This is a genomic window from Collinsella tanakaei, from assembly GCF_021531055.1.
In the GTDB taxonomy this organism is placed as follows: Bacteria; Actinomycetota; Coriobacteriia; order Coriobacteriales; family Coriobacteriaceae; genus Collinsella; species Collinsella tanakaei_B.
Genome location: NZ_JADYTL010000006.1, coordinates 88,910 through 108,302 on the forward strand (window position 1 = coordinate 88,910; position 19,393 = coordinate 108,302).

At 65.7% G+C, this 19,393-nt stretch carries 15 protein-coding genes; 10 read left to right on the forward strand and 5 right to left on the reverse strand.

All coding sequences use genetic code 11. The features are described from left to right. Window positions 1-45: 45 nt before the first annotated feature. Entirely contained in the window at window positions 46-2,268 is a 2,223-nt protein-coding gene (gene nrdD / locus I6E04_RS07035; protein ID WP_235422486.1) for an anaerobic ribonucleoside-triphosphate reductase, read from the reverse strand. A gap of 442 nt (window positions 2,269-2,710) precedes the next feature. On the opposite strand from nrdD, the gene I6E04_RS07040 reads away from it, so the two are divergent. After that, a complete protein-coding gene (locus I6E04_RS07040) occupies window positions 2,711-3,889 on the forward strand; it encodes a cation diffusion facilitator family transporter (protein WP_235422487.1) in 1,179 nt (392 codons plus the stop codon). Between the two features lie 76 nt (window positions 3,890-3,965). Here I6E04_RS07040 and I6E04_RS07045 read toward each other — a convergent pair whose 3' ends face one another. Then, window positions 3,966-4,889, reverse strand: a complete 924-nt coding sequence (locus I6E04_RS07045; protein WP_235422488.1) for a ketopantoate reductase family protein — start codon at window positions 4,887-4,889, stop codon at window positions 3,966-3,968. 364 nt (window positions 4,890-5,253) lie between these two features. Here I6E04_RS07045 and I6E04_RS07050 point away from each other — a divergent pair, with 364 nt between their 5' ends. After that, entirely contained in the window at window positions 5,254-7,200 is a 1,947-nt protein-coding gene (locus I6E04_RS07050; RefSeq protein ID WP_235422489.1) for an alpha-amylase family protein, read from the forward strand. 204 nt (window positions 7,201-7,404) lie between these two features. Here I6E04_RS07050 and I6E04_RS07055 read toward each other — a convergent pair whose 3' ends face one another. Next, the gene (locus I6E04_RS07055; RefSeq protein WP_235422490.1) at window positions 7,405-9,408 is read right to left on the reverse strand and encodes an elongation factor G; all 2,004 of its coding nucleotides are present in this window, start codon (window positions 9,406-9,408) and stop codon (window positions 7,405-7,407) included. Between the two features lie 88 nt (window positions 9,409-9,496). Then, window positions 9,497-9,955, reverse strand: coding sequence for a hypothetical protein (locus I6E04_RS07060; protein WP_235422491.1), 459 nt, complete (start codon window positions 9,953-9,955; stop codon window positions 9,497-9,499). 243 nt (window positions 9,956-10,198) lie between these two features. Here I6E04_RS07060 and I6E04_RS07065 point away from each other — a divergent pair, with 243 nt between their 5' ends. The 7 genes from I6E04_RS07065 (at window position 10,199) to I6E04_RS07095 (ending at window position 15,945) form a co-directional block, all read left to right on the forward strand. Next, entirely contained in the window at window positions 10,199-11,035 is an 837-nt protein-coding gene (locus tag I6E04_RS07065; RefSeq protein ID WP_235422492.1) for a metallophosphoesterase, read from the forward strand. Window positions 11,036-11,196: 161 nt separating this feature from the next. After that, window positions 11,197-11,571, forward strand: a complete 375-nt coding sequence (locus tag I6E04_RS07070; RefSeq protein ID WP_235422493.1) for a VOC family protein — start codon at window positions 11,197-11,199, stop codon at window positions 11,569-11,571. Between the two features lie 34 nt (window positions 11,572-11,605). Next, window positions 11,606-11,887 (forward strand): DUF2087 domain-containing protein, encoded by a 282-nt coding sequence (locus I6E04_RS07075; RefSeq protein WP_235422494.1) that lies wholly within the window; start codon window positions 11,606-11,608, stop codon window positions 11,885-11,887. A 253-nt stretch (window positions 11,888-12,140) separates the two neighbouring features. Then, complete coding sequence (locus I6E04_RS07080) at window positions 12,141-12,602, forward strand: hypothetical protein (protein WP_235422495.1); 462 nt, start codon at window positions 12,141-12,143, stop codon at window positions 12,600-12,602. Between the two features lie 176 nt (window positions 12,603-12,778). After that, the gene (locus I6E04_RS07085) at window positions 12,779-13,648 is read left to right on the forward strand and encodes a YobA family protein (protein ID WP_235422496.1); all 870 of its coding nucleotides are present in this window, start codon (window positions 12,779-12,781) and stop codon (window positions 13,646-13,648) included. Between the two features lie 14 nt (window positions 13,649-13,662). Further along, complete coding sequence (locus tag I6E04_RS07090) at window positions 13,663-14,340, forward strand: ABC transporter ATP-binding protein (protein ID WP_235422497.1); 678 nt, start codon at window positions 13,663-13,665, stop codon at window positions 14,338-14,340. A gap of 9 nt (window positions 14,341-14,349) precedes the next feature. After that, window positions 14,350-15,945: a hypothetical protein gene (locus tag I6E04_RS07095; protein ID WP_235422498.1), complete on the forward strand. Its 1,596-nt coding sequence runs from the start codon at window positions 14,350-14,352 to the stop codon at window positions 15,943-15,945. A gap of 69 nt (window positions 15,946-16,014) precedes the next feature. Here the strand turns inward: I6E04_RS07095 and I6E04_RS07100 are convergent, their stop codons facing one another. After that, entirely contained in the window at window positions 16,015-16,644 is a 630-nt protein-coding gene (locus tag I6E04_RS07100) for a TetR/AcrR family transcriptional regulator (protein ID WP_235422499.1), read from the reverse strand. Between the two features lie 154 nt (window positions 16,645-16,798). Here I6E04_RS07100 and I6E04_RS07105 point away from each other — a divergent pair, with 154 nt between their 5' ends. Beyond that, entirely contained in the window at window positions 16,799-19,393 is a 2,595-nt protein-coding gene (locus tag I6E04_RS07105) for a YhgE/Pip family protein (RefSeq protein ID WP_235422500.1), read from the forward strand.

Sequence of the window (19,393 nt, forward strand, 5' to 3'; positions counted from 1 at the left end):
GTTATCGAAGTGGGAAAATAGGGACTGTCCCTATTTTCCCGTCGATTACAGGTGCAGGACGCGGTCGCGAATCTCCTCGGTACGACCCTGGTTCCAGAACTGGGTGCCGATGTAGCCGCAGGTGCGGCGCGCCACGTTGAGCTTCTCCTGATCGCGGTTGCCGCAGTTGGGGCACTCCCACACGAGCTTGCCGTCGTCCTCCACGATCTTGATCTCGCCGTCGTAGCCGCACACCTGGCAGTAGTCGCTCTTGGTGTTGAGCTCGGCGTACATGATGTTGTCGTAGATGTACTGCATGACGCGGATGACCGCCTTGAGGTTGTCCTGCATGTTGGGCACCTCGACGTAGGAGATGGCGCCGCCGGGCGATAGCTGCTGGAACTCGCTTTCGAACTTGAGCTTGTCGAACGCGTCGATCTCCTCGGTCACGTGCACGTGGTAGCTGTTGGTGATGTAGCCCTTGTCCGTCACACCGGGGATGATGCCGAAGCGGCGCTGCAGGCACTTGGCGAACTTGTAGGTGGTGGACTCGAGCGGCGTGCCGTACAGCGAGAAGTCGATGTCGCTTTCGGCCTTCCACTCGGCACATTTGTCGTTCATATGCTGCATGACCGCGAGCGCGAAGCCCTTGCCGTGCTCGTCGGTATGGCTCGCGCCGGTCATGTACTTAACGCACTCGTAGAGACCCGCATATCCCAAGCTGATGGTGGAGTACCCGCCGTAGAGCAGCTTGTCGATGGTCTCGCCCTTGTCCAGACGCGCCAGCGCGCCGTACTGCCACAGGATCGGCGCGGCGTCGGAAAGCGTGCCCTTGAGGCGGTTGTGACGGCACATGAGGGCCTTGTGGCACAGCTCCAGGCGCTCGTCGAAGATCTCCCAGAAACGCCGCTCGTCGCGATGGGACGAGCAGGCCACGTCCACCAGATTGATGGTCACCACGCCCTGGTTGAAACGGCCGTAGTACTTGGGCTTGCCGGGCTCGTAGTTCTTGGCACGCGCCACGTTGTCGAAGCCGTTGCCCGAGCGGTCGGGCGTGAGGAAGCTGCGGCACCCCATACAGGTGTAGCAATCGCCGTTGCCCTCGGTCTCGCCCTTGGACAGCTTGAACTTGCGCATCATCTTCTCGGAGATGTAGTCGGGCACCATGCGCTTGGCGGTGCACTTCGCGGCGAGCTGCGTGAGGTAGAAGTACGGCGAGCCCTCGGTGACGTTGTCCTCCTCGAGCACGTAGATGAGCTTGGGGAAGGCGGGGGTGATCCACACGCCGGCCTCGTTCTTCACGCCCTCGTAGCGCTGGCGCAGCGTCTCCTCGATGATCATGGCCAGATCGCGCTTCTCCGCCTCGGAGCGCGCCTCGTTGAGGTACATGAACACGGTCACGAACGGCGCCTGACCGTTGGTGGTCATGAGCGTGACGACCTGGTACTGGATGGTCTGGACGCCGCGGCGGATCTCGTCGCGCAGGCGATCCTCGACCACGTCGGCGATCTTGTCGGCGGAGGCGTCGACGCCGAGCTCCTCGAGCTCGCGCTCCACCTGGCCGCGGATCTTCTGACGCGAGACCTCGACGAAGGGCGCGAGGTGCGTCAGCGAGATGGACTGGCCGCCGTACTGGCAGGAGGCCACCTGGGCGATGATCTGCGTGGCGATGTTGCAGGCGGTCGAGAAGCTGTGCGGGCGCTCGATGAGCGTGCCCGAGATCACGGTGCCGTTCTGCAGCATGTCCTCGAGGTTCACCAGGTCGCAGTTGTGCATGTGCTGCGCGAAGTAATCCGAGTCGTGGAAGTGGATGAGGCCCTCGTTGTGCGCCTCGACCACGTCGTGCGGCAGCAACACGCGCTGCGTGAGGTCCTTGGAGACCTCGCCGGCCATGTAATCGCGCTGCACGGAGTTGACGGTCGGGTTCTTGTTGGAGTTCTCCTGCTTGACCTCTTCGTTGTTGCACTCGATGAGCGACAGGATCTTGTCGTCGGTGGTGTTCTTGGTGCGCTTCAGGCTCTGCACGTAACGGTAGATGATGTAATGACGCGCCACCTCGAAGTGGTCGAGCGCCATGATCTCGTCCTCGACGAGGTCCTGGATCTCCTCGACCGACACGGTATGGCCGGCGTTCTCGCAGGCCTCCGCGACGTTTTGGGACGCGAAGACGATCTCGCGCTCCGTCATGCGGTCATGCTCGTCCACCTCGCGGTTGGCGCCGCGGATGGCATTCGAGATCTTCTCGATGTCGAATGCGACCTCGGTGCCGTTGCGCTTGATGATCTTCATGCGAAAGTCCTCTCGACCCAGTTGCGTTCGTGTGGCGTCGCCGCTCGCCGCAAAGGAGCCGAACTCGACTCGGATCCGCTGCGGCGAGCGGCCGCGGATACCAACTATACGTCAGACGGCTCACAATATGCTGTTTGCTTTTCGAACGGTACCTACTACATCTTGTGTTTACGCAGGTCACGACTCATGTGTTTTTTTCCGAAGGCAAAGCATTCGTTGAGCCGGCGCGAAGCCCGTCGAGACCGCACGCCCCTGACCAGCAGCTCGGTCATCGGGGCCCTTCGGCGGCCCGTGCAGAAAATCCATAAGCCCGCGAAGAACACATTCGGTAAACGGGTCTTGACCAAGATGTTGTGGATGGACGCCTCGGATATGGAACGCGCCCGCGCGTCCGTCGGCGCGCGCCGCGGTACAATACTTACTTCATGAGAAGGAGACCGCTATGACCGAATGGCTTGTGAGGCGCTTCGTGCGCGACTGGACCGACACGGCGAGCCCCGCCGTCCGCACCCGCTACGGACAGTTCGCCGGTGTCGTCGGTATCGTATGCAACGTGCTGCTCTGCGTGGCGAAGGGCGCTATCGGGGCGCTTGCCGGCTCCGTCTCCATCGTCGCCGACGCCGTCAACAACCTCTCGGACGCCGCGAGCAACATCGTGAGCCTGCTGGGCTTCAAGCTCGCCAGCCGTCCCGCCGACCCCGAACATCCCTATGGCCACGGTCGCTACGAATACCTCGCCGGCCTCGTCGTGGCGGCGCTCGTGCTGGCGATCGGCATCAACCTCGTCGCCTCGTCGATCGAGAAGATCATCCATCCCACACCGGTCGACTTCAACGGCACCCTCGTGCTCATCCTCGCGCTCTCCATCGCCGTCAAGCTGTGGATGGCCGCCTTCAACCGCACGATCGGCAAGCGCATCGACTCCGAGACGCTCCAGGCGACCGCCGTCGACTCGCGCAACGACGTCATTTCCACCGCGGCGGTGCTCGCCTCCGCCGCCATCTCGCACGCATTCGGCATCCAGCTCGACGGCATCGCGGGTACGGCGGTCGGACTCTTCATCGTCTGGAGCGGCATCGGCCTTGTCCGCGACACCGTCAACCCCCTGCTCGGCCAAGCGCCCTCACCCGAGCTCGTCGAGCACATCCGCGCCAAGATCATGTCCTACCCCGGCGTGCTGGGCACGCACGATCTCATGGTCCACGACTACGGCCCGGGACGTCAGTTCGCGAGTGCCCACGTGGAGATGGCGGCGGAGGCCGACCCCATGGAGAGCCATGATCTGATCGACAACATCGAGCAGGACTTCAAAAACGAGGATGGCCTGATCGTCACGCTGCACTACGATCCCATCGTGACCGACGATCCCACCGTCGCCGACATGCGCAACTGGATCGACCAGGCGGTCAAGATCATCGATCCGCGCATCACGATCCACGACCTGCGCTGCGTCCCCGGCCCCACGCACACGAACGTGATCTTCGACTGCGTTCGCCCGACCGACCTGCCGCTTTCCGAGGACGCGCTCCGCCGCCGCGTGTCGACGATCGTGCGCGACCACTACCCCCGCTCGATCCCCAAGATCACCATCGACGAGAGCTACGTGAGCTCAGAACAGTAACCACGTGGAAAACGTCCGGCACCGCTCCACATCCCACGCTCGCGCGCGGGCACGTGAAGCGGTGCCGGACGTGCTCTCACCTCAGGGCGTAGGTCGCCTCGATCTCGCGGACGCGCCGGTACAGCCAGCGGTTCTGCGGCACCAGGATGCCGTGGCGCTCGGCCAGGCGGATGATCGTGCCCGCAAACTCCTCCACCTCGCTCGGCTTCCCGTTGATGCGGTCCTGCGCCATCGAGGGCAGACCCTCGGGCGTGAGCGATTCGAACATCGCGTACATCTGCCCCAGGTCGTTTTCCGTCACGTCCACGCCCTCCGCGCGCGCCACCGCGAGGGCCTCGCGCATGGCGGCGATCAGGCACCGATGCTCCTCGCTATCCGGCTTGCACACCACGCCGTAATCGCATCCGTAGACCATGCACGTCTGGTTGACGCCGACGTTGGACATGAGCTTCGTCCACATGCGATGGCGGATATCCTCCTCGACCACATGCACGATCCCCGCGCGGTCGAGAAACCCGTCGATCGCCTCGACGATGCCGGGTGCCGTCTGCGGCGCGGCGCCGAAGCGGATCTCGCCCGGATGCGTGTAGGTGAGCTCGCCGCCGATGAACACCGCGTCCATGCCCTGGGTGACGCTCAGCACCAGATGCTCCCAGCCATAGCGCTCGGCGATGCGCTCCTCGCTCGTCACGCCGTTCAGCAGCGACATGATCGCCGTATCGGGACCGACCAGGGGCGCCATGGTCTCGATCGCGGCGGCAAGGCCGGTGGCCTTCACGGTCAAGATCACCAGATCGACCGCGGACGCCTCGCTCGCCGGTACCGTCGCGATCTTGCAGGGCTCGCCGTTGATCGTCACCGCATCGTCCGCATGTCGTGCGAACCGCGCATCGTCCATGACGAATTCCACGGCATCGGGACCGATGTTGCGCGCGATCTTGCTGCCGTGCAGCAGTCCGACCGCACCCTTGCCGATGATGGCGACGTTCTCGATGGCCATAGCCCCTCCTCGATTCCAGATGGCGGCATCCGCCTTGCCCGGGCACCGCCGACCGCATGGTATACGTTCACCGCGAAAGTGTACGCCAGCACGAGCGACGCGTCTCGGCACACCTCTGCGCGACACAGCCTTGCAAAGTGATGCGCGCGGCGACGCCACGACACCCGCGCCATGGGCCGCTCACCGTCTCGCGACGCACACATCTCCCCACATGACCTGCACCTCATGCGCGCTCGAACACCGCCCCGATATGCATCCATGCAACGAGTCGGAGTCGTTGCGCCCCTGATGGGTGTGAACGTTCCCAGTCGGTCATAGAATGAACCCGTCGACCCATACGCAGGCACAAGGAAAGGGGCAACCCATGGCGGACACGACGAGGACCACGGCGAGCGCAACCCCCGCCTCCCCTACGACGGCATCGGACGCGACGACGACCGCCCCAGCGAGCAAAGCCGCCATGCGCATGACGCGCGCCCGCGCCGATGCGATCTTCGCTGAGCGCCTGGCGCGCCATCACGACGAGTTGCGCTGGCTCTACATGGAGCTCTACGACAACGGCGACATGTTCGCGGAGCTCTGCGACGAGATGAAACGGTTCTTCGACGCGCGCGACAACAAGCTCAAGAAGCTCGACCTCGCGCGCGAGGAAGCCGGCGCCTGGTACCGCGCCACCGACATGGTCGGCATGCAGATGTACATCGACAACTTCGCCGGCACCATCAAGGGCGTCGAGAAGAAGCTCGACTATATCGAGCGCTGTCACGTCAACTACATCCACCTCATGCCGTTCCTCGACACGCCTGCCGACAAGAGCCGCTCGGACGGCGGCTATGCGGTCTCCGACTTCCGCCGCGTCAAACCCGAGCTCGGCACCATGGGCGACCTCGCGCATCTCGCCGCCACGTGCCATGCGAAGGGCATCAGCCTGTGCATGGACTTCGTCATGAACCACACCTCCGACGAGCACGAATGGGCACAGCGCGCCCGCGCCGGCGAGGGCGAGTACATGAGCCGCTACTTCTTCGTGCGCGACCAGGGCATCATCGACCGCTACACGCGCGACGTGCCGCAGGTCTTCCCCACCACCGCACCCGGCCACTTCACCTACCTGCCCGAACTCGACCAGTGCGTGATGACGCAGTTCTACCCGTACCAGTGGGACCTCAACTACCGCAACCCGCGCGTCTTCAACGAGATGATGTACAACTTCCTGTTTTTGGCAAACCAGGGCATCGACATCATCCGCATCGACGCGGTCCCCTACATCTGGAAGCAGCTCGGCACCAACTGCCGCAACCTCAAGCAGGTCCACACCATCGTGCGCATGATGCGCATGATCGGCGAGATCGTGTGCCCGGGCATCGTGCTTCTGGGTGAGGTCGTCATGGCGCCGGTCGAGGTCGCGCCGTACTTCGGCACCGTCGAGAAGCCCGAGTGCCACATGCTCTACAACGTGACCACCATGGCGACGACCTGGAACACCGTCGCGACGCGCGACGCGCGCCTGCTGCGCCAACAGACCGACATCGTGTGCTCGTTGCCCCGCAGCTACACGTTCCTCAACTATCTGCGCTGCCATGACGATATCGGCTGGGGCCTGGACTACGGGACGCTCTCGACGTGGGGCATGGCCGAGGTGCCGCACAAGCAGTATCTGAACGACTACTTCCAAGGCCATACGCCCGGCAGCGTCTCGCGCGGCGAGCTCTACAACGCCGACCCCGTCACGGGAGACGCGCGCTTCTGCGCCACCACCGCGTCCATGTGCGGCATCGAGGCGGCCGGCTTCGAGGGCGACGATGCGGCGATGGATATCGCCATCCGCAAGGACATCATGCTGCACGCCTATATGTTCACGCAGTCGGGGCTGCCCATCATCTACAGCGGCGACGAGGTCGGCCAGGTCAATGACTACGCCTACAAGGACGATCCCGAGAAGGCAGAGGATTCCCGCTACATCCACCGCGGCGCGTTCGACTGGGACCTCGCGGAGAAGATCGAGGAACCGGGATCCGTCCAGCAGCGGATCTTCGACACCCTGCGCGCGCTTGAGGATATCCGCCGCGGCGAGCCGGTTTTCTCGGCGGATGCCGATGTGCACACCAAGGACTACGACGACACCTCGATCCTGTGGATCGTGCGCAGCCGTGGCGGCAAGACGTTGCACGCCGTGTTCAACTTCAGCGACGATGCCAAGACGATCTGGATGCCCGAGACCGCCGAATACACCGACCTGGTGAGCGGCGAGACGGCCGAGATCGCGACGATCGCCATGCCGAGCTGGGGTTTTGTCTGGATGCTGCGCTGAGAACGCAGGGGCTTCCTCTTTATCTCTATAAAGAACGGTTTACGGTGCGCTTTACGGTAGGACGGCCGAGTATAAACGTCGGCGCCTAACGCAAACGAGCTGGTAGCGCGCCTATAGGCTCAGCGGTCTACTCGGCAGGTCCCCCATAAACCGCACCGTAAACGCGCATGCGTTTTTCCGGGAGCGCTCGACGCCCCGAACGCGCTATCCTCGCGCGAAAAACGAGGCGTCGGCTTCGCGCCAGGGGCGCAGGCGTGCGGGATCGACCGTCACGTGCGCACACTCGGCGACCTCGTGCCATTTGACGGTATACCCCGCCCCGTGCGCACAGAAGACCGAATCCGGCGTGTTGGGCAGATCGGCCTCCGGATCGTAGGCCGCTTCGGATATCACGCGGTCCGCATCGTGGCACTCCCGATACCCGGCATACTCGAGCGCCAGGCGACCGAGCCCCGCGGTGTAGCCCGTCACATCGAGCGCATACTCGCGCATCTCGGATGCCGGTGCGAACCCGACGAGCGTGGCGACCTCCCCCGCCGTCGCCGGCGGATCGAACGACGCCCCCATGCGCTGCAGGTCGGCGAGCGCCCGCCCGACCTTGTCCGCGGGCACGACCAGGCGGAATCGGTACCAGGGCTCCAGCAGCTCGCAGGCCCCCTGCTCGCGAGCGCACATGAGCGCCTGCCGGATGGCGCGGTAGGTCGCCTGTCGAAAGTCACCGCCCTCGGTATGCTTGGCGTGCGCGCGACCGGCGAGCAGCGTGATGCGCACGTCGGTGAGCGGCGAGCCGGTCAACACGCCGAGATGCTCGCGCTCGAGCACGTGGGTGAGGATCAGCCGCTGCCAATTGCGGTCGAGGTCGTCCTCCGAGCAGCACGTACCGACCTCGATTCCCGTCCCGCGCGGCGCAGGCTCGATGAGCAGGTGGGCCTCCGCATAGTGCCGCAACGGCTCGAAGTGGCCGACGCCCTCCGCAGACGCGCGCAGCGTCTCCTTGTACAGGATGCCGCCCGGGCCGAAGTCGACGGAAAGACCGAAGCGCTCCGCAAGCACCTGCTGCACGACCTCGCGCTGCACGGCGCCCATGAGCTGCACGTGCACCTCCTGCAGATGCTCCTGCCAGCTCACGCCGAGCAACGGATCCTCATCGGCGAGCTCGCGCAGGGCACGCACCACCGTGTGCACGTCGTTGTCGCTGGGAAGCACCTGGTAGGACAGGACGGGGGCGAGCAACGGTGCCGGACCCTGCGACTCGGCGCCGAGTGCGCTGCCGGGCATCACGTGCGAGAGCCCCGTCACCGCGCAGATGCGCCCCGCGGGGACCTCCGTCACCGTTTGGAACGAGTCCGCCTGGTAGATACGGACCTGATCGGCCTTCTCCTCCCACGCCTCGCCGCGGTCGGTGCCCGAGACGAACATCTTCGCGCGCAGCGTACCGCCGGTGACCTTGAGCCAGGCCAGCCGCTCACCGCGCGCCGAACGGCTCACCTTGTACACGCGCGCGGCGAATTCGTCAGACCAGGTGCGTTCGGGCATGAACGAGGCGATGCCGCGCAGCAGGTCCTCGACGCCGTCGCCGCGCAGCGCCGACCCGGCGAACACGGGGAAGATGCGGCGCTCGGCGACCAGCCGGCGAAGCGTCGCGGGGGCAAGCGCCCCGGCTTCGAGGTACTCGTCGAGCGCCTCCTCGTCGGCCGCTGCGGCATCCTCGGTCGCCGCCTCGTCGGCGGCGAGTAGGGCCGCACCGTCCAAGCACATCGGATCGAGTCGCTCGCGGACCTGTTCCATCAGAGCCTCCGGATCGGCGGTGGCGAGGTCCATCTTGTTGGCGAACAGGAACGTCGGCACCCGATAGCGCGCAAGCAGGTCCCACATGGTCTCGGTGTGCCCCTGCACGCCGTCGTTCGCCCCGACCACGAGCACCGCGCAGTCGAGCGCGCGCAGGGTGCGCTCGGCTTCGGCGGAAAAATCGACGTGCCCCGGAGCGTCGAGCAACATGTAATGGAAATCCTCGAAGTCGAACGACGCCTGCGAGGAGAAGATCGTGATCCCGCGCTCGCGCTCCATGGCGTCGCTATCCAAGTGCGCATCCCCGTGATCCACGCGCCCGCGCGTGCGAATGGAGCCCGCCGCGAAGAGCATGGCCTCGGCAAGCGTCGTCTTGCCCGCATCCACGTGGGCGACAAGCCCCACGACCGCCTGCTTCATGTGCGCCTCCCCGCCGTCGAATCGCGCGTTTCGCGCTCACGATGGTAGCACGCTCGCGACAGTGGGCAAACCGGCCTTGCGGGCACCGCTACACGCCGGAAACGCGCTCGATCGCCATCGCGCAGCGGGAATCGCCCGCGATGATCGAGCCCTTGAGCTCGACTGTGAAACGCTCGGCAGCCCATAGCTCGTGCAAAGCGAACGACACCCCCTGACGCGAGCAGGCGCACAGAGCCGGTGTGTTCACATGCCCCTGCGTATGGAGCGGACAGGTGCATGACAAAAACGACAGCGTCCAGGCGCGACCGGGCTGATCGACCGTGGCAGCGAGGCCGGAAACCTCGTCGAGCGCACGGAAGAACGCGTCGAGGTCGCCGTCCACCCGTTCGAACAGCTCGCCGTAAAATCCCAAGGTGCCACGGGCAAGGCAGCTGCGCGCACACGCTTGGAGCATCCGATCGCGCTGCGCCGCCGCCAACCCGTTGACGCCCTGGAAAAACCCCGTGAACCAAAATCCCAAGTCCGTGCGCTCGTTGTCGCTCGCCATGGATCCACCCCCTCGGTCGCGCTCGATGTCCTGCTTGTACCCGCCGACGGCACCCCGCCGACACCCCTTCCCTCGACCATTCGGCGGATGAGGCGAAGACGGACTGCGCGCTGTCCCCACGATCGCCCCGCATGGGAAGTGAAACGTCCCGAGGCATCGGCCGAACACATGCATGATTTCGCCGCGTTGGGGAATGATGTGGTCACGACGGCGCCGATGCGAAACGTAAAGGAGGGCACGCCGATGAAGCCGATGACGCATGCGATCGACATCGCGAGCGCGCGGGTGCCCGCCGCCTTCGACGGCTTTCGCATCGCGCATATCTCCGACCTGCATAACACGTCGTTCGGAACGCGCAACGAACACCTCCTGCACGCCATCCGCGCCGCCCGGCCGGATATCGTCGCCATCACGGGCGACCTTGTCGATTCCCGGCACACCGATTACGATGTCGCCCTCGCGTTCATGGCGGCGGCGGAGCGCATCGCGCCCGTCTGCTACGTGATGGGCAATCATGAGACGCGCTTGGCATGTCGCGCCCGCGAAGCACGTGCCGTGGCGGCATACGCGCGGGAACGCGGCGTGACGGCACCGGAGCCGGATTTCGATTTCCGGAACTTCGAGCGAGCATTGGACGCCATCGGCATCCACGTGCTTCACGACCGGGCCATCCGGCTTCGTCGCGATGACGCGCACCTCCGCGTCGTCGGACTCGATGACCCGCGATGTCCTCGCCCGCGCGGTGTCCTCCCCCGCCATCCCGATCCCTCTCGTCTGGTCGCGCAGGATCCGGAAACCTATACCATCATCCTCGCGCATCGGCCGGAGCTGTTCTCCAGCTACGCCCAAGCGGAGGCGGACCTCGTGCTCGTCGGCCATGCGCATGGTGGGCAGATTCGCCTCCCCTTCATCGGCGGGCTCTACGCACCGGGGCAGGGCATCCTTCCCCGCTACGACGCCGGCCCGTATCGGTCCGGGCGCACCGTCATGGTCGTGAGCCGCGGCCTTGGCAACATGGCGCCGATCCCCCGCATCAACAACGACCCCGAGCTCGTGGTCGTCAGGCTCCATCGCGCATAGGGCGCATCGGCGTCATGCGCTTCGAACGCCTCGTCACTCGCCGAAGGCATCGGCGCCCACCCATGGACACGATGGGAAAATGGGGTCACCAGCCACCATCGCTGGTAATAAGGGGATGAAACGAACACGTCCCCAACCGGCCCATCTGCGAAAGGAATGCCATGTTCGACCACATCATCATCCACGCGTCAGATCCCGCCGCCATGGCCGCCTACTATGAGCGCGTGCTCGCGACCGTGGGCTATCGCAAGGGCGTGGAGTACCCGGGCGGCACGCAGTTCGTCGACGACGAGACGGGTGACGCCGTCTGGATCTCGGCTGCCAAGGAGGGCATCGCCCCCGCGCCGAGCCACTACGCATGGCGCGCCAAGACCACCGATGACGTCCAGGCGTTCTACGAGGCCGCGCTCGACGGCGGTACCGACAACGGCGCCCCGGGCCCGCGCGACTACCATCCCGGCTACTACGCTTGCTTCGTGCTCGACCCCGAAGGCAACAACATCGAGGCCGTGCTCCACGATTACACGGCGGGCTGATACGCCGGAACGCCCCTCATCCTAGGAGGCACCCGTGACCGACGATATCGCGCATATCGACGCCGAGTTCCGTCGCCGTTTCACCGACGCGACGGGCCGGGTTGCGACCATACCGCGCAAGGACATCTATCGACAGGCGCTGCTGCGCTACGCGACGGACCGCTTCGAGGTGAGCCGCACCTACACCGAGCAGGAGGTCACCTTCATCCTGCTGGGCATCGTCGATGATCACGCCTGGTTGCGGCGTATGCTCGTCGATCTCGGATACCTCGAGCGCAGCGACGACGGACGCGCATACCGTCGTGTTTCGGCATGACATGAGGCGTTTCGCGGGCAAAGGTACCGCCGAGCCGTCAGCCCATCGATCGGTGCTGCCCGTGTTTTACACGAAGCTTTACATGAGCGTTACAGAGACGTTGAACCGCGCGGGTACGATCGCGATAAGCCTCGGGGTAACCGCGAGGATCGAATCGACGAAAGGAATACCATGGTCGCCTTCGTTCGCCCGCCGACCAGCGACGAAATGCAATATGCCGGGGATATCATCCGCGGAAAAACGCTCCCGTGACGTGCTCATCATCGTCGCATCCACGATCCTCGGTGCGATATTCGGCGTCATCATCGGGTTTTCCGGAGCGGCTGCCAACGATGAACCCGTCAATCCGACGTTCGTCCTCACCTGCCTCGGCATCGTCGCCGTCACGTTCGCCATCGTCGCCGCAATGGTTCTCTTTTCCTATCGCTCCCTCAAAGCGACGTGCGAGGCCTGGACGCCGGCGCGCGTCATCGTCGCCATCGTGGGCATCATCATCGCGTACAGGCTGTTCAACAACGTGCGCCTCTCCCTGTTCATGGGCGACACGATCCAGCAGATCGTCATCGTCAACGCCATGGGTCTCGTCTTCGCCCTGCTGTTCTTGAATCTCGGCGTCCGGTTCCTCTTCATCATCTATTGCATGATCACCGGCCGCGATGAAGACAAGATCATCACACGCAACATCTCGGCGAGCCACGAGAAGGAGCGGAAGTAAGGGACGCAAGCCATCGGCGATACGATCGCGAGCCGGCCTTCTCGGGTACCATAGGGAAAGGCATCGGAGAATCCGCCGACCTGCCCGGCAGCCTTTGAGATATGCTCGATCGGACATGCGACCGGTCAGGGAAGCCCTCTCCGTCTCCGCCTACCCACCCCGACGAAAGGCCGCCCATGCATCTTCGCGCCGCGATCATCGCGCTCGCCTGCCTCGGTGTCGTCGTCGGCATCGCCGGCTGCACGGCAAACGGCACGCAGCGCACCGAAGGCAGCGATACGAAACGGCAGGAATTCGAGGGCACCGCGATAGTCCTTCGTCTGGGAAACGACAGCCTGCTGTTCGTCGATCGGGATACCGAGACACCGTTCGTCCCGACCGCGATCGACGACGCCGAGATCATCGGCATCGACGGCGCCACCACCGCACCCGAGGACCTCGAGCCTGGTAACATCGTGCGCATAACCGGCAACGGCATCATGCTCGAGAGCTATCCCGGACAGTATCCCGGTATCACCCGCGTCGAGGTCATCGACGAAGGGACGCCCGAGGATGCGGAAGCCTACGACGAGCTCGTCGCCCAACTCTGGAACGAGCCCGACCCCTCGCAGCCGGCAAGCGCCTCGCTCGACTACACCACCGATCTCGCGGCGGTCTCGCTGATGCCCCTCACCAACGGTTACACCTGGAGCTTCAAGGAAGACGGACGGATGCGGACCGTCGTGGCGGACGTCCCCCATCCCACTCAGATCTCCCGCGACGACATCCCCGATGCGCGTATCGATGGTGCGGTCGAGGCCACATTGGCCCTCGACCGTCCCGCCCGCTCGGTGTCGGTCACGCGCTGGAGCGAGGACGACATCGCAGCGGCTGCCGAGAAGGCCGGATCTTCTTCGGACATCGATGCGGACGCGCTTTCCGGCGAGCAAGTCGAGTGCGCACTCGTCGACAGCACGGCGACGCTCACCATCGAACCCGGCTGGCGCTACTGCGTGAAGGCCACCTTCGACGAGGGCGCCGTGAACTACGTGTTCACGACGCGGTAAACGAAAGGTCCGCCATGGATATCCTCGACGTTCGAGACATCGCGTTCGGATACGGTCGCACCGATATCTGGAAGCAGGTGACGTTCTCACTCGCCGCGGGCGACGTGGCGCTGCTCGTCGGCCCCAACGGCGCGGGAAAGTCCACGCTTCTGCGCTGTCTTGCCGGCTGGGAGCGGATTCGCGAGGGCGCTATCCTGCTCAACGGCGCCGCGCTCGAGAGCACCAAACCCGCCGAGCGCAGCTGCATGGCATTCGTCGCGGACGTCCCCGCGTTCTACGACGACCTCACCGCATACGAGCACGTCGAGTTGCTGGGACGGGCGAACGGCTGGGATGATGGGCGCTGGGACGAGGCGGACCGCCTGCTCGAGCGCTTCGGCATCGCGCGCTTTTGCGACCAGTATCCGCAGAGCTTCTCGCGGGGCATGCGCGAGAAGCTCGCCTGCACGCTCGCCTTGGCCATCCAGCCCGACCTCCTGATGCTCGACGAGCCCACCGGCCCGCTCGATCCCACCTCCGCACGCGTGCTCGAAGAGGAGCTCGCCCATGCCGCCGCCTCCGGATGCGCCGTCATCATGAGCTGCCACCACGCGCTCGAGACGCTCCAGTCCACCTGCATACTCATGCTCGAAGACGGAAGGCTGAAGCGTCTTGACGGCGCCGTCGACGATGCGTTTTGGAAATCCGTGTAGGTGACACTCATGTTCGACGGGCTTTCCACCATGCTTTGGCTCAAGCGCAAGCACCTGCGCGCCGGGGCGAACTTCTGGCTGTGGGCGGCCGGTGCCGATCTTGATGACATGCGCGATATGAGCGAACGGATCTACCTGCTCTACGTTGTGGCCATCGTCTGCGGGTGCGCCGTCGCGTGCTGGCTGTGGATCGTGGGCCTCGTCACCGGATCCGCACGGGCAGACAGCCCCGAGATGGCAGCCGCCACCGCCGATATCGCGCCGCTCGTGGCGGGCGCCGCCCTCGTGCCCCCCATCTGCGCGGCGGCCCTGTGGTCGGTTCGTGCCGCCCGGCGTGCGCCCTGGGCCGCCTCCGCGCCCGACACCGCCTGGCTCGCGCAGACGCCCGTGGCGCTTGCCGGCTGGAATCTCGTCGAACTCGTACCGCGCATGGCCACGCGCGCCCTCGTGGGAGGCGCGGCGGGCTACCTTGTCGCGACCTTCGTCACAACGGCGCTCGGCATGCGATCCAGCCTCGCAACCTGCCTTCCCTACGCCGCGACCGCCGGTCTGATGACAGGTGCGGCCTATACCCTCGCCTGGATCGTCGGCGAGATCCGTCTGCGCATGGCGGGCAGACGGCACCTTGCCCTCGTCTGCATCGTCGCCGTGGTAGGCATCGCCTTTGTCGTCGCGGCGGTCGTACTCCTTCCCCGCCTCACCGGCCTCGCGTGCTCGCTGATCGCCGGCGAGCTCGGGGCATCCGCGCCCATCGCCGCCGCAGCGGGCACGCTCCTGCTCGTCGCGGTGACCTTGTTCACCGCCCGGCAGCTGCCCTCCTGCGCGCTCACGTACGACGCCGGCGACGCCTCCGGCTATGCAGTGCGCCGCATGGCGGTTTACAACCCCAAGCTGTATCGCGCGCTCATCAAGAGCCGCCGCGCGGCGCGGCGTCGCCCCATCGGCCATATGCCGCGCACCCGGGGAACGGCGACGGTCCTCGCGCGTTCCGCCATCTCGCTCGTTCGCAGATACGACATGCTGCCGCAGCTGGTGGGAACGGGAATCTTCCTGGCACCGATGGGAGTCGCGCTGCTCTCCGGCTCCTTTGCCGAGATGAGCGCCGCGCTCGGCATGCTCGGAGGGGCGACGGGTGGGCGCATCCTCGGCGCCGCCTCATGGCTGCTGTTCGCGCTCTCCTGCAGCGAGCTTCCGCGCGCGATCGCCCGAACGTTCGTCGACGATATGGGCAACCGCTTCATGCGCGACCATCTGCCGGTGTCGACGCCGGCGCTTCTCGCGCTGGACGCCCTTCCGTCACTCGCCGTTGCCGTCGCGGCATCGCTTCTCGCTTGCATCCCCCTCGCATGGGGTTCGGGTATCGCATCGGCGCTCGGCACGTTCTCGTCCGTATTGGCGCTCGATATCATCCTGGCGTTTTGCGGCGCGCTCGACGCGGCCGAGCGCACGCCGGGAAAGCTGCGTCTGCCCTGCGAAAGCGCGCTGGGATTGACCACCGTGACCGCGGCGCTCATCGCGGCCTGGATGCCACCCGGGCTCGTGCCGCTTGCGTTCTGGGCGACCGCGGCGATCGTGGGCATCGCGGTCGTGCGGGCACTTCGCTAGTCCTCGAACGTACGAGGACGTCACAGCAGGACTCCATCGGCGATACCTGCCGCAACGCGCAATCCATCATCACGCGCCGATACCATGGAACACCACATCGAGCACGCCGCGCGCGAACGCCTCGGGGTCGCCGGCGGCATCGACCGCCTCGCCGGCGTACTCCGAGATCGCGAAGGCGCCGATGATGGCGACGGCCACCAGATGGCTGTTGGCATCCGGTTTGACGAGCCCCTCGACCTTGGCCCGCTCGAGCTGCGCCTCGAGCACCGCGATGATGCGCTCCATATGCTCCTTGATGTGCGGCAGCACCTCGTGCTCCACATCCCAGATGCCATGGGCGAGGGCGAGCGTAAGGGCGCTTCCGGGACGGACCGCGTGGACGAGCGCGCCGACGAGCTCCAGGATCGAAGCGCGCGAGGAGGGGGCCTGAGCGACCGCGGCCTCCACGTCGGCGACGAGCCCCTCCATCGCCCGGTCGAAGACCGCCTGCACGAGTGAGCCCTTATCGGCGAAATAGTAGTAGAGGGCGCCTTTGGACATCCCGCACCGGTCGGACACCTCGCCGATCTGGAAACCCGTGCCGCCGCGCTCGACCATGAGCTGCGTCGCGGCGGCCATGATCTTCTCGCGCGTCGCGGCGGCCTTCGCCGTCTTGGCGCCCGCGCCGCCCTGTCCCATGTCGTCTGCCCGTCGAACCATACCGCTTCCTCTCAGTCCTCGCATCCATCTGAAAGTGTAGCATCGCTTAAGATTTTTGAATCTTTTTCAAAAATCTTGGAACAACATGTATAAAGACCCCTCGCCACGGATACACATCCCAACGCTTTACCGTCGAACACACTATGGGGGCGCCGTGGGCACCGTCTTTCGCATATTCATCAGGGACCTCAAGCGCATCGTGCGCAATCCCGCCGCCATCGTCATCGCGCTCGGGGTGTGCATCATCCCCTCGCTCTACGCGTGGATCAACATCCTGGCCAACTGGAACCCCTATGAGAACACGGGTACCGTGCCGGTGGCGGTCGTCATCGAGGACGAGGGCACGACCGTGCCCGAGCTGGGAGATGTCAACGCCGGCGAGATGATCCGCGCACGCCTCGAGGAGAACCACCAGCTCGATTGGACGTTTTCCTCCACCGAGGACGACGCAGTATCCGAGGTCGAAGCGGGACGCGCCTACGCGGCGATCGTCATCCCCCGCGACTTCTCGGCGACCCTCGCCGGCGTGCTCGACGGCGAGCCCGAGGCGGCGCACATCGCCTATTACGTCAACGAGAAGGCGAACGCCATCGCGCCCAAGGTGACCGACACCGGCGCGACCACGCTCGAAACCCAGATCGAGAGCGAGTTCATGCGCGTGGTGGGCGACACGGTAGCCGATAAGCTCAAGGGGGCGGCGGGCACCGCGACCGATCGCGTCGACCAGGCGACACGGGATGCCGCGGGACGCCTGCACGACACCGCGGCAGCACTCACCGCGCTGGCAGACGACCTGGACGGCTCCCAGCAGCGCATCGCCTCGGCACGCCGAACCGTCACGGACGCGCGCGGCGCCCTGGAGCAGATCGCGGACTCGACCTCCTCGCTCGCCGATTCGCTCGACCGCGCGCAGGGAGCGCTCGGCGATGCGCGCGCCGGCACCCAGACGTTCGCTGGTGAGTTCGCGCGCGACATGGGGTCCGACGCCACGACCATCGCCGGCATCTCATCGACGGCCTCCTACGACATCGGCGAGCTTACCGGGGACATCGGCTGGGCCCAGGGCAAGATCGACGCCGCCATCGCGCAGATCCGCGCCCTGAACGGCACGGTCCAAAACCTCAAGATCTCGCTCGAAGACGCCCGCACGACCGTCGCGGACCTCGACGGCGATGGGCAGGGCGACCTGCAAGCCCAGGCGATCCAACAGCTCGATGCGGAGATCCAACTGCTCTCCGACCTGTCCGACGAACAGCTGGCGCAGCTCGATCGTCTCCAAGGACTCTCTGACGACATCAAGGAGGCAGCCGACAGCATCCGCACCCTCTCGAGCTCGGTGAACGGAAGCATCCAAGACGGTGCGAACGCCCTGGGCGACCTGCAGGCACGGCTCTCCGACGTTATCGGGCCGCAGATCTCGTCCTCGCTCGACGCCTTCGCCGATGCCGGCGGGCGCCTGTCGGGTGCCCTGGGCTCGATCGCCCCGATCGCGGCGCAGGCCGAATCGTCCCTCGACCAGCTCGATGCCCTGCTTTCGCAGGCATCCGACACCGTCGGGCAGACATCCTCCTCACTGCGGGATGCCGCGACGGACATCGATGGGCTCGCCGGCGACATCGATGCCCTCAGCGGTGCCGAGGCCCTCGCCTCCCTGCGCGACCTCGTCCATCTCGACCCCACCGAGGTCGGTTCGTTCATGAGCTCGCCGGCGACCTTGGTCACGCACGCGGTCTTTCCCGTGGACACCTATGGCGCGGGTGTGGCGCCGTTCTACACCAACCTGGCGCTGTGGGTCGGCGGCTTCGTGCTCGTCGCCATCTACAAGCTCGAAGTCGATTCGGAGGGTATCGGGGCCATCGCGCCCTGGCAGGGGTTTCTCGGGCGCTGGCTGCTGCTCGCGACACTGGGACAGCTGCAGGCCGTCATCTGCTGCGTGGGCGTGATCGCGCTCGGCATCCAGTGCGTCGCACCCGCCGCCTACGTCTTCGCGGGTATGGTCGAGTCGCTCGTCTACGTCCTTTTCGTCTACGCGCTCGCCGTCGCGTTCAAGCACATCGGCAAGGCGCTCGGCGTCCTGCTCGTGGTGCTGCAGATCCCGGGCACCTCGGGAACCTACCCCATCGAGATGATGCCGGGGTTCTTCCGCGCCCTGCATCCTTGGCTGCCCTTCACCTACGGTATCGACGCCATGCGCGAGGCGGTCGCCGGCTTTTACGGGGACATCTACGCCCGCAGCTTGGCGACCCTACTGCTGTTCGCGATACCGGCGCTGCTTATCGGCATCGGCGCGCGGCGGCATCTCGTGGGCATCAACACCCTGTTCGACCGGCGGCTCGCCGAGACCGACCTCATGATCGCCGAACACGATGTCGCCGAGGACGCGCTCGCCGACGCCGGCGGCGAGCGTTTCGTGAGCGCCGGGGCGTGGGTCGCCGACCCGATACGGGCGGTGCGCTTCGAACGACGCTATCCGACGCTCATCGGTCGGGGGCTCGTCGCCTTGGCCGTGGTGCCCGCCGCCCTGCTGCTCGCCCTGCTCGCCATGCCCGCCAAGTTCGCCCTGCTCATCTGCTGGATCGCGTCGCTCGCGGCGACGTGCGCCTACCTTATCGTCGTCGAGTACCTGCACGAGCGCGCACGCGGCGTCCTTGCAGGACACACCGGGCGCCCGCGCCACCTGGCGACTCGCGACGACCACGCCGGCCCCTCCACAACCACCCCTCACGCATCCTCTCCGGAAAGGTCGTAG